This is a genomic window from Flavobacterium sp. 40-81, assembly GCF_001898245.1.
Taxonomy (GTDB): domain Bacteria; phylum Bacteroidota; class Bacteroidia; order Flavobacteriales; family Flavobacteriaceae; genus Flavobacterium; species Flavobacterium inviolabile.
This window is the reverse complement of sequence record NZ_MKTM01000041.1, coordinates 185767-198693: the sequence shown is the minus strand read 5'-3', so window position 1 is coordinate 198693 and position 12927 is coordinate 185767. Positions and strand designations below refer to the sequence as shown.

The window sequence follows — 12927 nt, the reverse complement described above, 5'->3', positions numbered from 1 at the left end:
GTACCGGTATTGATTGTCGACATTTGAAGGCTATTTACTGATTAAACCGTCGACCATCACGAGTTTCCGGTCGGCCATATTGGCAAGTTCCTCATTGTGGGTAACAATAACGAATGTCTGTCCGAATTCATCCCGTAACTTAAAGAAAAGCTGGTGCAGGTTTTCGGCAGAATGAGTGTCCAGGTTTCCGGAAGGTTCATCGGCAAAAATAACGGCAGGCTTGTTAATTAACGAACGGGCCACGGCAACACGCTGCTGTTCCCCGCCGGAAAGTTCTCCCGGTTTGTGGTGCATGCGGTGGTACAATCCCAGATAATTCAGCAATTTGGTCGCTTCTTCTTCTGTTTCCTGTTTGTTTTTTCCGGCAATAAAAGCGGGAATACAAACGTTTTCCAAAGCTGTAAATTCCGGCAGCAGCTGATGGAACTGGAAAATAAAGCCCAATTGCAGGTTGCGGAATCTGGAAAGTGCTTTGTCATTCATTTTTAAAACCTCCTCATTGTTGATAATCAGCGAAGTTCCGCTTTCAACAGTAGGTTTGTCCAGGGTGCCTAAAATTTGCAATAAGGTCGTTTTTCCGGCACCGGAAGCCCCAACAATGGAAACAATCTCTCCTTTTTGAATGTGTAAATCCACACCCTTCAATACATGAAGTTTATCGTAATATTTATGAATGTTTTTTGCCTGTATCATTTTCTGGAATTTGTACAAAGAAACAAAGATTTTGAGTAAAAAGAAATCTAAACAGGGATATTATTCCGTAGATATGGAAACCGGTAGCCGGCGAACATAAAGTTTCGTTAACAAACAAAATTGGATTTTTTAATTGGTTAATTTTGATAAAAAGTAACGTTATGAAAAGTATTTTTGCCTTATTATTTGCATTGACGGCGGTTTCGTGTCAATCCAAAGAAAAAAAACTTTCAGCAGAAAAAAACAAAGAAATTGAAATTATGGATGAACAAAAAGGATTAGAAGTGGCTACGGTAGCCGGAGGTTGTTTCTGGTGTACAGAAGCTGTTTTTCTGGAGTTAAAAGGAGTGAAAAAAGTGGTTTCCGGCTATACCGGCGGCACCCTTAAAAATCCAACCTATAAAGAAATCTGCACCGGAACAACCGGACATGCGGAAGCCATTGCAATTACCTTCGATCCTAAGCTGATTTCGTATGACGATATTCTGGAAGTGTTTTTTGCTACGCACGATCCCACAACATTAAACCGTCAGGGTGCCGATGTGGGTACGCAGTACCGAAGTGAGATTTTCTATAACAGCGAAGCGCAGAAAAATGCGGCTGAAAATTTTATAAAACTGCTGAATGACCAGAAAATTTATGGTAAAAACGTGGTAACTGCCATTTCCAAAGCCGGTATTTTCTATCCGGCAGAAGATTACCATCAGGATTATTACAACCAGAATAAGTCCCAGCCGTACTGTATGGCAGTCATTAATCCGAAGCTGGAAAAGCTCCGCAAAAACTATCCGTCGAAGCTGAAATAATTTTGGCATCGAATTTGCGTTATTAACTGTAAATTAATACTATAAAATGTCTGATATTCAGGTTAAAACGGCTTCCGACAGCAAACAGCAGAAACTAATGCTCAGCATTTTGTTTGATGCCATCGGCTGTATGACGTATTTACTTCCTTTTCTGGGAGAATTTGTAGACATCGCATGGGCGCCTGTAGCCGGATTTTTGCTGGCAAGGATGTATAAAGGAACCGTGGGAACCGTAGGAGGTATCTTTGCTTTTGTTGAAGAGTTAATGCCCGGACTGGACTTTATTCCCACATTTACACTCACGTGGATTTATACGTATATGATTAAAAAACAGGAATAAAACAAAAGAGGCTGCAAAGCCTCTTTTTTATTGTTTGAAAAGGAACCCGAGTCCCATATGACGGAGCATTTTTTTTACAAAATTCCAGAAAAAAGTAAACTGCCCGAAGAGCGTTCCAATGATCACCAACAGTACTTTATAAACCGGAAGTATGATGATAAGCCGCAAAGGCCAGTACAGCCACGGCGTTAAATTGTCTTTGGTGATACCCAGCCATTCTACTAACGGTTTTGAAAGATAAGACGCTGTTGATCCGGTTATCGCAAATACAATAAAGATGATGACTATCTGAAAGTTAGAGGAAACACCCCATCGCTGTTTTAATTTTTCCATGGCTATTAGAAATAGGCTCAAAAATACAACTTTTATGGTCGCGGAGCAAAGACTCCAAGCCGAATATTGTTTTTTAATTGGAAATAGACTAAATAATTATAAAGCATATAATTCACTTCATAGCCGTAATCGGTACCGCTTCTGTAATCAATAGCCATCTGGAATAAATCTTCCTGTCCTCTTCTGGGGGAAATCACATGGGTATTCCATTCGGTTACCCACGGAATGTTGCGGCTTTCCAGATAGCTTTGGGTGTAAAATCCTCTCGGTTTCGCTCTGCCGATCAGCCAGGAATTAAAACCGGGATCAATAATGATGATTTCATACTGCAATTCGTCATTAGCAATACGAATCGTGTCGTTGTTCGCTGCAGCTGCGACAGTTCCGGTTTGGGATATTCCGGTAGGCTGCCTGGGTGTACTGCAACTGAACACGCCAATGCATAAAACGATAATTCCGATGATACCAAAGTTTTTCATAAGACAGAATTTCCTATAAAGTTACCAAAAAGATGCGGAAACGCTATTTTTTTAACAAAAAAGCCTGGCGTATGCCAGGCTTTTGAAACGTATGTGTTTTGCTTATTTACCGAACAATTTTCCTAAAAGTCCGCCAATACCGCCTTTTTTACTAACAGCAGCCATGGCATCGCTCATATCGACTTTTCCGTCGTTATTCTGGTCCAGGCCAAATTGCCCGCCATATTTTGAGATGGCGTCCATCAAACCGGAACTGCCGTTTCCGCCGGAAATAGCGTTAACAATATCCGAAATCTGAAACCCTTGTTCATTCGGATCCTTCGCCTTGTTCACTAAGGAGCCTAATACATTAGGGATCAAACTGCCTGCCACACCGGAAGCCGCTTCGGTACTCAAACCGAATTTCTGGCCTAAATCGCCGGTTAACTGTTCGGATAATTTCTGAACAACAGGATTGGAACCGGACGAAGCATTGTTGCCCTGGAACAAACCGGCTAACTGGTCAATTCCGCCTTCGGAAGCAATTTTCTGTAATCCCGAAAAAATAGAACTGCCGGCTTCAGCCATCACGCTTTCGTTTAATTCGTTAGGAACGGCATTGTTTTTTACAATGGCATTGCCTCCGTATTGCTGTACTAATTGGGTTAATTGTTCAAGCATATCGTTTGATTTATAGTTGGTTATCAAATGTAAACAAAAAAACGTTCTGTTAAGATTGTGAGTTTGTTTTTAATAAACTGATAATCTGTTCTGCCAGTTCGGTACCGATGCGTTCCTGCGCTTCAATGGTAGCCGCACCAATGTGGGGCGTCAGTGAAATTTTAGGATTCATCAAAACCTGGATAGCAGGAGTAGGCTCTTCTTCAAAAACATCCAATCCGGCAAAAAGCACCTTTTCGTCATCCAAAGCATCAATTAAAGCGACTTCATCGATCACACCGCCACGGGCGCAATTGATGATGCCGACACCTTCCTTCATCAGGTCAAATTCTGCTTTCCCGATAACATAGGTATCCTGAGCCGGTACATGCAGGCTGATAAAATCGGAATGTTTCAGAACATCTTCAATCGGTTCGGTTTCAATGTCCACATTGATAAACTGACCGTTGTAAAAGTCCACTTTAATGGTCGCTTCATCCACATATTTATCGGTTGCGATCACTTTCATACCCAAACCTAAAGCCATACGGGCAACTTCACGGCCAATGCGGCCGAAGCCGATAATACCGATCGTTTTGCCACGTAGTTCAATTCCGTTTGCATACGCCTTTTTTAGGTTATTGAACTGAGTGTCGCCATCCAGCGGCATGTTCCGGTTAGCATCGTGAAGAAAGCGAACGCCGGAAAATAAATGTGCAAATACCAGTTCTGCTACAGATTCCGAAGAAGAAGCGGGTGTGTTGATAACGTGTATTCCTTTTTCGCGGGCATAGGCAACGTCTATATTGTCCATACCTACACCGCCGCGGCCCACCACTTTAAGCGTCGGGCAATTGTCGATAATATCCTGGCGTACTTTTGTCGCGCTGCGAACCAGCAGTACGTCGATTTCGTTTTTATTAATGTAATTAGCAACCTGTTCCTGTGCAACTTTTGTTGTGATTACTTCAAAGCCTCCTTTTTCCAAAGCGTCAATACCGCTCTGCGAAAGGCCGTCATTAGCTAATACTTTCATTGTAAATAATGTCGTTAATTTTTTTAAGCGATTCTTTCTAATTCTTTCATGGCGTCTACCAAAACCTGTACGCTTTCCAGCGGAAGGGCATTGTACATGGAAGCACGGTATCCGCCTACGGAGCGGTGACCGTTTAATCCGGAAATTCCGGCTTCTTTCCACAGTTTGTCGAAAAGTTCTTTATGCGTGTCATTTTCCAGAAGGAAAGTCGCATTCATGATCGAACGATCTTCGGTAACTGCCGTTCCTTTAAATAACGGATTGCGGTCTATTTCGCCATATAATAAAGCGGCTTTGGCTTCATTTACTTTTTCGATAGCGCTGATTCCGCCCAGGTTTTTAAGCCATTGCAGTGTTAATAAAGAAGTGTAAATAGAAAAAACCGGCGGCGTGTTGTACATGCTTTCCTTGTCGATATGCTGCTGATAGTTCAGGATATTAGGAATGGCCCGGCCGGTATGGTTCAGGATACTTTCTTTAACAACAACCAGAGTAGTTCCGGCTGGTCCCATATTTTTCTGGGCGCCGGCATAAATCAGGTCAAATTTTGAAAAATCGATTGTACGGGAAAAAATATCGGAACTCATGTCGCATACCACCGGAACCGATGTTTCCGGGAACATTTTCATTTGGGTTCCGAAAATGGTATTGTTGCTGGTACAGTGAAAATAATCCGAATCGGCAGCAATAGTATAGTCTTTGGGAATATGATTGTAGTTTTCCGGTTTTGAAGACGCTGTGACAATCGTTTCTCCGAAAGCTTTGGCTTCTTTAATCGCGCCGCTTGCCCAGGTACCGGTATCCAGATAGGATGCTTTTCCGTTTACTTTCATCAGGTTATACGGGATGCGAAGGAATTCCATACTGGCACCGCCCTGTAAAAACAAAGCCTGGTAGCCTTTTCCCTGTAAGCCTAAAAGTTCAAGAGCCAAAGCCCTTACTTCTTCCATAACGGCAACAAATTCTTTACTTCTGTGGGATATTTCCAATATGGATAAGCCGGTATTGTTAAAATCTAAAACGGCTTGTGATGCTTTTTGAAAAACTTCTTGTGGTAAAATGCAGGGACCTGCGCTGTAATTGTGTTTTTTCATTGGGGAAACTAATCTTTAAAAACTTGAATAACGACTTCTTTGTCTACTAAATCGGTAAATTTACCATTGTAACGGGTGGCTTTAACCAGATGGTTATCAATCCAGTGATAATTACCGCCCCGGGGTTTGCCCATCAGGATACTGTGGTATTTAAAACCGTGCTTTATCAGCCATTTTTCCGTAACCTCACGGTGTTCTTCGGTGCGCGAGGTGAAAAAACAGATAATATGACCTTCATCATACCATTTGTTGATTGTTTCAAGAGCATCCGGGAAAGGAAGACAAGTTTCCATTCTTTCAGGTTCTTCATTGGGAATATCGTCGGTAATGGTACCGTCAATATCAATGAGATAGTTCTTAATCCCGTCTTTGAGTACAGGACTAACATTGTTTTTGTGTTCTAGTTGCATTGAGTGTGTTTAAGACTGTAAATTTCCTAAAAAAAATAATCTTAATCACAAAAGAAAACGAGAAAGTTAGATTTTTATTAAAAAAGCAATCGTGTCCACATTATCTGCATAATCCCAAAGTTTAGGCTTCTGGGTTTGCCCGAAAATAACACTATCCTCAATAATGCTATTTGATACAATGCACTGAAGCTGATCTTTTTCGGAGTTGAGTTTCTCTGTTAAAGCAGCAATGGAATCGTAATATTCATAGAAAACAGACGAAATAGGAGAGGCATAGCTGGAATCTTCCTTGATTGTCAGGAATTCATTGTCCAGAAGTTTGAAGCCGCTCATCAGAAAAACCGCCTTGTTATAATCGTAATTGTTGGTGTATTTTTCATAATAGATAACATCCCTGTATTCATACATGGCTTCAAAGAAAAGCGTGAAATCATAGTCTTTCGGCACAAATAATTTCGAAACGTTACGGCAGCCCAGGCCGAAATAACGGAAAATATCTTCACCAAGCCCGATCAGGTCTTCTTTGCTTTCCTTTCCGTTTAAAATAGCAACGGAATTTCTGTTCTTGCGAATGATGCTCGGCTTGTCTTTAAAATAGTATTCAAAATAACGGGCCGTATTGTTGCTTCCGGTAGCGATTACCGCATCGAAATTTTCCAGTTTCCCATCTGTAAAAGTGATATAATCGGCTAATTCCGGCTGTATGGCAATCAGATAACCGGCTAAAAAAGGAAGCAGCTTCTGATCGTTGGATGATGTTTTAATCAAAACCTTGTGGCCGGACAGGATAACCGACAAGAAATCATGAAAGCCAACCAGCGGAATGTTTCCGGCAAGAATTAAGCCCACCGTTTTGGGTTTTACGGCAGTGAAATCATAGCGGGACAACCATTTGTCAAGCTGTTCTTCGGTCAGGGCTTCTGCCCATGACTGTATTGCAAAATAAACCTGTTCCGGAGTGAACCAGCCATTATGGGATTGCGATAATTCAATTAGTGTGATAAAGTTATCATAGAATAAGGCGTTGTTCTTCACATTCGGTTTTTGCTCATTTCCGTTTATCGAAAACTGATTTAAAAACTTTCCTAATTCAATAAAACTTGTTTTTTTATCGCTTTGTGTCATGAGTGGCTTGTTTATGAATGGTTTTGATTGTAATTTTGTGCAAAAATAATAAAATTAGCTATGGCAATCATTATAACAGACGAATGTATCAACTGTGGGGCTTGCGAGCCTGAGTGTCCAAACACGGCTATCTATGAAGGGGCAGACGATTGGAGATATAAAGACGGTACCAAATTAACCGGTAAAATAGTGCTTCCGGACGGAACAGAAGTGGATGCGGAAGCAGCACAGACGCCCATTTCGGATGATATATATTATATTGTTCCGGGCAAATGTACGGAATGTAAAGGTTTTCACGAAGAACCGCAATGTGCGGCAGTATGTCCGGTGGATTGCTGTGTTCCGGATGATAACCATGTGGAAAGTGATGAAACACTTTTACAGCGACAATCCTTTTTGCATAACGAATAAAAAAAAAGCCTCAAGATTTCTTGAGGCTTTTTTTATGCTTTCCGGATTAGTTACGAATGATTTCTGCTTTTTCAAACGTTACCGTATCGGCTTTTTCATCGTATGTTTCCATGATCAAATCACCGTTGGCATCAAAATGGCCAATGGAAATTTTGTTTTTATTTTTTACAATATACGTATTGTTAGACGTTTCTCTAAGAACTGCCAACTGTTTTTTGGTATCCGGATTGATAATAGTGTATCCCACTTTATCAAGCAATACCTGGTATTTCTGTCCTTTGTAGGTGTAATAAGCAGAGCGGTCTACATCTACATAACGGGTAACACCGTCAACAGTAACTTTAACTTTAGAAACAACCTGAGTTGGTCCTAACTGCATCTCTTTGTTTAAAGATTTGGAATTGGCATCTTTTAATTCAACATCCTGAACTTTTTCTAATTCCTCGGTTTTAACGATTTTTTTCTCGCCTTCAGAATCCTTTATTGTTCTTACGGTTGTTTTAACTTCAGACTGAACATTTGTGTTTTGGGCGTATATACCCGCAGAGAAGAATAGTATTATTAAACTTAAAATTGATCTTTTCATAATATTTTTTTATTTTAAGGTTACTATTTAACAAATATAAGCTTTAAAAACGGAAATATTAAACAATTTGCATTAAAAAATTTATAAAAAAACGTTTTTTTGCCAATAAAATGTTAAAATAAAAGTAGGTTGAAGTTTGGCTAATAATCAATATATTTGCAGACTTTTAAAAACTCATATACATGAAAGCTGGAATCGTAGGATTACCTAATGTTGGGAAATCAACCTTATTCAATTGTTTGTCGAATGCAAAAGCACAAAGTGCTAACTTTCCGTTTTGTACTATTGAACCGAATATCGGTGTGGTAAATGTTCCGGACCCGAGATTGGAAAAATTGGAGGAATTAGTGAAGCCGGAGCGTGTACAGCCAGCTACAGTGGATATTGTGGATATTGCCGGTCTTGTAAAAGGAGCCAGTAAAGGAGAAGGTTTAGGAAACCAGTTTTTAGGAAACATCCGCGAGTGTAATGCGATCATACACGTTTTGCGTTGTTTTGACAATGATAATATCGTTCACGTAGACGGTAATGTAAATCCTATCCGTGACAAAGAAACAATTGATATCGAATTGCAGCTGAAAGATCTGGATACCGTTGAAAAACGTTTGGAAAAAGTAAAAAAAGCAGCAAAAACAGGAAATAAAGAAGCGCAGGTTGAGGAAGCATTGCTAACCCGGATCCGTGAAACATTATTGGCAGCGAAATCTGCCCGTACAGTTGTACCGCAAAATCATGATGAGGAGGCTTTAATGGAAGGTTTTCAGCTGATTACGGCAAAACCGGTTTTATATGTATGTAATGTAGACGAAGGTTCTGCGGCAACAGGAAACAGTTATGTAGATCAGGTTAGAGAACTGGTAAAGGATGAAAATGCGGAGGTTATTGTTCTGGCAGTAGGAACGGAAGCGGATATTACAGAATTGGAAAGCTATGAGGAACGCAAAATGTTCCTGGAAGATTTAGGTTTAACAGAACCGGGTTCGTCAGTATTGATCCGTGCGGCTTACAAATTGTTAAACCAGCAGACGTATTTTACGGCTGGTGTTAAAGAAGTACGTGCCTGGACGATCAACGTGGGGGACACGGCACCAAAAGCAGCCGGAGTAATTCACACTGATTTTGAAAAAGGATTTATCCGTGCTGAGGTTATTGCTTATGATGATTATGTAGCCTTTGGTTCGGAATCAAAAGTAAAAGAAGCCGGAAAATTAAGAGTGGAAGGAAAAGAATATATCGTTAAAGACGGTGATGTAATGCACTTTAGATTTAATGTCTAATTAACGGAGTAAAATAAGATAAAAAGCGAAACAATTGTTTCGCTTTTTTTATGGCGTCTGCTGAAATCGGTATGGCTAATTTTAGTAATTTTAGACGGAAAAAAATATACCTATGAAAATTATCGCTTTCGCTGGCAGTAACAGCCATAACTCTATAAATAAGAAACTGGTAACCTATGTTGCAAATTTGTTTGAAGATGCAACTGTTGAGGTACTTGATTTAAACGATTATGCCCTGCCGGTATTCAGTGTCGATTTAGAGCAGGAAATAGGGAAGCCGCAACTGGCAACGGATTTTTTGGAGAAGCTGGCTTCTGCAGAAATGATCGTGGTTTCACTGGCCGAGAATAACGGTAATTATTCCGTAGCGTTTAAAAATATTTTTGACTGGAGTTCCCGTCAGCTTAAAGATGTTTTTCAGCAAAAAGCGGTTTTGCTCATGGCGACTTCTCCGGGTGCAAGAGGTGGGGCAAGTGTATTGGAAATAGCCAAAAACAGCCTGCCGAGATATGGCGCCAATATCGTGGCAACATTTTCATTACCGGGTTTTTATGAAAATTTCGATGTAGATAAAAAGCAGATCTCCAATCCGTTGTTTGATAACCAGATTAAAGACATTGTAAAAGAATTCAGTTTTTAATAGAAATGGTCTTTAATTTGATAGTATTTCCTGTAATAGTGAAATAGTATTAACAAAACCGGATTTTTATCAGGAATGGTTGTATTTAAAAAATGCCTCAGGATTTTGGGCTGGACAGTTGCCGGAATCACAGGATTTCTATTGCTGTATGTCATAGCAGTATTGGTATTGTCCCGGATTACTGTTAACGATACGGAAGCGGCTAACGGACAGCGGGATATCGCTGTTTATATACTGACCAATGGGGTGCATACGGATATCGTGGTACCGGTAAAAAATGAGGTCAGGGACTGGACAAAAGAAGTGTCTTTCCGGCAAACCAGATCTAAGGATAGTATTATGAATTACCTGGCTTTCGGATGGGGTGATAAAGGGTTTTACCTGGATACGCCCGAATGGTCCGATTTAAAAGCCGGTACGGCTTTTAATGCTGTTTTTAACCTGGGAAGTTCGGCTATGCACACCACTTTTTATAAGAAAATGATGGAAGGGGAAGACTGTAAAAAGATAATGCTGTCCAAAGAAGATTATCGGCAGCTGGTTGCTTATATTGCCGGTAGTTTTCAGCGGGATGCGAACGAAAAAGTACTCTGGATACAGCATCGGAGCTACGGCAAAAACGATGCTTTTTATGAAGCTAACGGTGCTTATAACCTGTTTTATACCTGTAATACCTGGGCAAATAATGCTTTAAAAGCGGCACGGCAGAAGGCAAGCTGGTGGACCGTTTATGACAAGGGAATATTTTGCCATTATAACTAATATACTATGAAATTTAAAAAAAATATCAGAAACATACTGTTGCTGTTTATAGCCAGTTTTATCGCGTATTTTCTGGGCGCAGATTTTCAATATAACATAAAGTACAACTGGATACATAAAACAGGTGTTTATTTAGGATATGCCTTGTTGTTTCTTTCGGTTTTTGCTTCCGTGACCACAACGCTGGAAATTGCAAAATCGGATGAGGTAAAACCTAAAATGCTATGGATTTTGCTTGCGGGAATTCCGATTTTATTCTGTTTTGTAATATTTATACTATCTTTAGTAGCTTTTGATCTGAAGCTTTTTTGATTGTCAGAGAATCAGTTGTTTACAAATTCTGTTTGATAACTTTATTGCTGCGCTCTTTCATTTTTTCGGCAGAAATGCTATATTAGCAGAAAATCCAAAATTTCTTTATGCTAGAGCAAAATCAGTACACCGAAGACAATATACGTTCACTCGATTGGAAAGAGCATATCCGTATGCGTCCCGGAATGTATATCGGAAAACTTGGGGACGGATCTTCACCTGATGACGGTATTTATATTCTTCTGAAAGAGGTTCTTGACAACTGTATCGACGAGTTTGTAATGGGCGCCGGAAAAACCATTGAAGTCACGGTAAAGGACAAAATGGTAACGGTACGCGATTATGGTCGTGGGATTCCATTGGGTAAAGTGGTCGATGTTGTTTCGAAAATGAATACCGGGGGAAAATATGACTCCAAAGCGTTTAAGAAATCGGTAGGTCTGAACGGGGTTGGTACCAAAGCCGTAAATGCCCTTTCCAACTATTTCCGCGTGGAATCTGTCCGCGACAACCAGCAGAAAGCAGCCGAATTCTCTGCCGGAAATTTAACGCTGGAAGAAGAGATTGTAGAAACAACCAAACGCAAAGGAACAAAAGTGTCCTTTATTGCGGATGAAACCATATTCAAGCATTACAAGTACCGTAACGAGTATATTGTTAAAATGCTTAAAAACTACTGTTACCTGAATACCGGATTAACCATTATTTACAATGGCGAAAAATTCTATTCGGATAACGGTCTGAAAGACTTACTGGAAGAAACCATTTCGGAAGAAGACATGATCTACCCGATCATCCACTTAAAAGGGGATGACATTGAAGTCGCATTAACCCACAGTAAAACACAATATTCAGAAGAATACTATTCGTTCGTAAACGGACAGAATACCACTCAGGGAGGAACCCACTTAGGAGCTTTCCGTGAAGCTATTGTGCGAACGATCAAAGAATTTTACAATAAAAACTTTGAAGCGTCCGATGTGCGGAAATCCATTGTTTCGGCTATCTCGGTAAAAGTTGAAGAGCCGGTTTTCGAATCGCAGACCAAAACCAAACTGGGATCGACCGATATGGGGCCAAATTCACCGTCGGTACGTACCTATGTCAATGATTTCGTAAAAACAAACCTGGATAACTTCCTGCATAAAAACCCGGAAGTAGCCGATTTGTTACTGCGCAAGATTCTACAGGCGGAAAGAGAACGTAAAGAACTTTCCGGAATCCGGAAATTAGCCAAGGACCGTGCGAAAAAAGCCAGTCTGCACAACCGTAAACTACGCGATTGCCGCGTGCATTTAACCGATATTAAAAATCCGCGTTATCTGGAAAGTACCCTGTTTATCACGGAGGGAGATTCCGCATCGGGTTCCATCACCAAATCAAGGGATGTGAATACGCAGGCGGTATTCAGTTTGCGTGGAAAACCGCTGAACTCGTATGGGATGACTAAGAAAATCGTATACGAAAATGAAGAATTCAACCTGCTTCAGGCAGCCTTGAACATTGAAGAAGATATGGGCGACCTGCGGTACAACAACATTGTAATTGCTACCGATGCCGATGTCGATGGTATGCACATCCGTTTGCTGCTCATCACGTTTTTCCTGCAATTCTTTCCCGAACTGATTAAAGCGGAACACTTGTATATTCTGCAAACGCCGTTATTCCGGGTGCGTAATAAAAAGGAAACAATTTATTGTTACAGTGAAGACGAACGGGTAGCCGCGATAGAAAAATTAAAACCGAAACCGGAAATAACCCGATTTAAAGGATTGGGAGAGATTTCTCCGGATGAGTTCAAACACTTTATCGGCGAAGACATCCGTCTGGATCCGGTAATGCTGGATAAAGCAACATCCATAGAAAAATTACTGGAATTCTATATGGGGAAAAATACACCCGATCGTCAGGAATTTATCATTAAAAACCTGAAAGTAGAATTGGACGTGGTTGAGGATAAATAAAAATCGAGTTTCAAATTTCA

17 protein-coding genes are annotated in these 12927 nt (G+C 40.5%); 8 read left to right on the top strand and 9 right to left on the bottom strand.

Annotated elements, in window-relative coordinates:
* Positions 1–30 precede the first annotated feature (30 nt).
* The gene (locus BGO42_RS16625) at positions 31–693 is read right to left on the bottom strand and encodes an ABC transporter ATP-binding protein (protein ID WP_177735760.1); all 663 of its coding nucleotides are present in this window, start codon (positions 691–693) and stop codon (positions 31–33) included.
* Between the two features lie 161 nt (positions 694–854).
* Here BGO42_RS16625 and msrA point away from each other — a divergent pair, with 161 nt between their 5' ends.
* Together msrA and BGO42_RS16615 are read left to right on the top strand one after the other, a co-directional pair.
* On the top strand, positions 855–1499 hold the full coding sequence (gene msrA, locus BGO42_RS16620) for a peptide-methionine (S)-S-oxide reductase MsrA (RefSeq protein ID WP_273243780.1): 645 nt from the start codon (positions 855–857) through the stop codon (positions 1497–1499).
* Between the two features lie 46 nt (positions 1500–1545).
* Positions 1546–1839 carry a hypothetical protein gene (locus BGO42_RS16615; protein ID WP_273243778.1) on the top strand — a complete coding sequence of 98 codons (294 nt, stop codon included), beginning with the start codon at positions 1546–1548 and terminating at the stop codon, positions 1837–1839.
* A 27-nt stretch (positions 1840–1866) separates the two neighbouring features.
* Here the strand turns inward: BGO42_RS16615 and BGO42_RS16610 are convergent, their stop codons facing one another.
* The 7 genes from BGO42_RS16610 to BGO42_RS16580 form a co-directional block, all read right to left on the bottom strand.
* Positions 1867–2172 carry a DUF6787 family protein gene (locus tag BGO42_RS16610; protein ID WP_177735754.1) on the bottom strand — a complete coding sequence of 102 codons (306 nt, stop codon included), beginning with the start codon at positions 2170–2172 and terminating at the stop codon, positions 1867–1869.
* Positions 2173–2204: 32 nt separating this feature from the next.
* Positions 2205–2651, bottom strand: coding sequence for a DUF6146 family protein (locus BGO42_RS16605; protein WP_273243776.1), 447 nt, complete (start codon positions 2649–2651; stop codon positions 2205–2207).
* A gap of 102 nt (positions 2652–2753) precedes the next feature.
* Entirely contained in the window at positions 2754–3311 is a 558-nt protein-coding gene (locus tag BGO42_RS16600; RefSeq protein ID WP_273243774.1) for a DUF937 domain-containing protein, read from the bottom strand.
* Positions 3312–3360: 49 nt separating this feature from the next.
* A complete protein-coding gene (locus BGO42_RS16595) occupies positions 3361–4326 on the bottom strand; it encodes a D-2-hydroxyacid dehydrogenase (protein WP_177735748.1) in 966 nt (321 codons plus the stop codon).
* A gap of 23 nt (positions 4327–4349) precedes the next feature.
* Positions 4350–5420 carry a 3-phosphoserine/phosphohydroxythreonine transaminase gene (gene serC / locus BGO42_RS16590; RefSeq protein WP_273243771.1) on the bottom strand — a complete coding sequence of 357 codons (1071 nt, stop codon included), beginning with the start codon at positions 5418–5420 and terminating at the stop codon, positions 4350–4352.
* An 8-nt stretch (positions 5421–5428) separates the two neighbouring features.
* Entirely contained in the window at positions 5429–5830 is a 402-nt protein-coding gene (locus tag BGO42_RS16585; protein ID WP_177735744.1) for an LNS2 domain-containing protein, read from the bottom strand.
* A 66-nt stretch (positions 5831–5896) separates the two neighbouring features.
* Positions 5897–6955 carry an acyl-CoA reductase gene (locus tag BGO42_RS16580; RefSeq protein WP_273243769.1) on the bottom strand — a complete coding sequence of 353 codons (1059 nt, stop codon included), beginning with the start codon at positions 6953–6955 and terminating at the stop codon, positions 5897–5899.
* 60 nt (positions 6956–7015) lie between these two features.
* Between BGO42_RS16580 and BGO42_RS16575 the strand changes: the two genes are divergently transcribed.
* The gene (locus tag BGO42_RS16575) at positions 7016–7366 is read left to right on the top strand and encodes a 4Fe-4S dicluster domain-containing protein (protein ID WP_177735740.1); all 351 of its coding nucleotides are present in this window, start codon (positions 7016–7018) and stop codon (positions 7364–7366) included.
* Positions 7367–7412: 46 nt separating this feature from the next.
* Here BGO42_RS16575 and BGO42_RS16570 read toward each other — a convergent pair whose 3' ends face one another.
* Complete coding sequence (locus tag BGO42_RS16570; RefSeq protein WP_273243767.1) at positions 7413–7952, bottom strand: hypothetical protein; 540 nt, start codon at positions 7950–7952, stop codon at positions 7413–7415.
* Between the two features lie 182 nt (positions 7953–8134).
* Here BGO42_RS16570 and ychF point away from each other — a divergent pair, with 182 nt between their 5' ends.
* The 5 genes from ychF to BGO42_RS16545 all read left to right on the top strand — a co-directional run bounded on the left by ychF (position 8135) and on the right by BGO42_RS16545 (position 12907).
* On the top strand, positions 8135–9229 hold the full coding sequence (ychF, locus tag BGO42_RS16565; RefSeq protein WP_273243765.1) for a redox-regulated ATPase YchF: 1095 nt from the start codon (positions 8135–8137) through the stop codon (positions 9227–9229).
* A gap of 112 nt (positions 9230–9341) precedes the next feature.
* A complete protein-coding gene (locus BGO42_RS16560) occupies positions 9342–9869 on the top strand; it encodes an NADPH-dependent FMN reductase (RefSeq protein WP_273243763.1) in 528 nt (175 codons plus the stop codon).
* A gap of 75 nt (positions 9870–9944) precedes the next feature.
* Positions 9945–10631 carry a TIGR02117 family protein gene (locus BGO42_RS16555; protein WP_273243761.1) on the top strand — a complete coding sequence of 229 codons (687 nt, stop codon included), beginning with the start codon at positions 9945–9947 and terminating at the stop codon, positions 10629–10631.
* A gap of 6 nt (positions 10632–10637) precedes the next feature.
* Positions 10638–10943 (top strand): hypothetical protein, encoded by a 306-nt coding sequence (locus BGO42_RS16550; protein WP_177735730.1) that lies wholly within the window; start codon positions 10638–10640, stop codon positions 10941–10943.
* 107 nt (positions 10944–11050) lie between these two features.
* Positions 11051–12907 (top strand): DNA topoisomerase IV subunit B, encoded by a 1857-nt coding sequence (locus tag BGO42_RS16545; RefSeq protein ID WP_177735728.1) that lies wholly within the window; start codon positions 11051–11053, stop codon positions 12905–12907.
* The last annotated feature ends 20 nt before the right edge of the window (positions 12908–12927 follow it).

Coding starts and splice junctions, on each gene's coding strand:
- BGO42_RS16625 (WP_177735760.1), bottom strand. CDS start 693: ATGATACAGGCAAAAAACATTCATAAATATTACGATAAACTTCATGTA.
- msrA (WP_273243780.1), top strand. CDS start 855: ATGAAAAGTATTTTTGCCTTATTATTTGCATTGACGGCGGTTTCGTGT.
- BGO42_RS16615 (WP_273243778.1), top strand. CDS start 1,546: ATGTCTGATATTCAGGTTAAAACGGCTTCCGACAGCAAACAGCAGAAA.
- BGO42_RS16610 (WP_177735754.1), bottom strand. CDS start 2,172: ATGGAAAAATTAAAACAGCGATGGGGTGTTTCCTCTAACTTTCAGATA.
- BGO42_RS16605 (WP_273243776.1), bottom strand. CDS start 2,651: ATGAAAAACTTTGGTATCATCGGAATTATCGTTTTATGCATTGGCGTG.
- BGO42_RS16600 (WP_273243774.1), bottom strand. CDS start 3,311: ATGCTTGAACAATTAACCCAATTAGTACAGCAATACGGAGGCAATGCC.
- BGO42_RS16595 (WP_177735748.1), bottom strand. CDS start 4,326: ATGAAAGTATTAGCTAATGACGGCCTTTCGCAGAGCGGTATTGACGCT.
- serC (WP_273243771.1), bottom strand. CDS start 5,420: ATGAAAAAACACAATTACAGCGCAGGTCCCTGCATTTTACCACAAGAA.
- BGO42_RS16585 (WP_177735744.1), bottom strand. CDS start 5,830: ATGCAACTAGAACACAAAAACAATGTTAGTCCTGTACTCAAAGACGGG.
- BGO42_RS16580 (WP_273243769.1), bottom strand. CDS start 6,955: ATGACACAAAGCGATAAAAAAACAAGTTTTATTGAATTAGGAAAGTTT.
- BGO42_RS16575 (WP_177735740.1), top strand. CDS start 7,016: ATGGCAATCATTATAACAGACGAATGTATCAACTGTGGGGCTTGCGAG.
- BGO42_RS16570 (WP_273243767.1), bottom strand. CDS start 7,952: ATGAAAAGATCAATTTTAAGTTTAATAATACTATTCTTCTCTGCGGGT.
- ychF (WP_273243765.1), top strand. CDS start 8,135: ATGAAAGCTGGAATCGTAGGATTACCTAATGTTGGGAAATCAACCTTA.
- BGO42_RS16560 (WP_273243763.1), top strand. CDS start 9,342: ATGAAAATTATCGCTTTCGCTGGCAGTAACAGCCATAACTCTATAAAT.
- BGO42_RS16555 (WP_273243761.1), top strand. CDS start 9,945: ATGGTTGTATTTAAAAAATGCCTCAGGATTTTGGGCTGGACAGTTGCC.
- BGO42_RS16550 (WP_177735730.1), top strand. CDS start 10,638: ATGAAATTTAAAAAAAATATCAGAAACATACTGTTGCTGTTTATAGCC.
- BGO42_RS16545 (WP_177735728.1), top strand. CDS start 11,051: ATGCTAGAGCAAAATCAGTACACCGAAGACAATATACGTTCACTCGAT.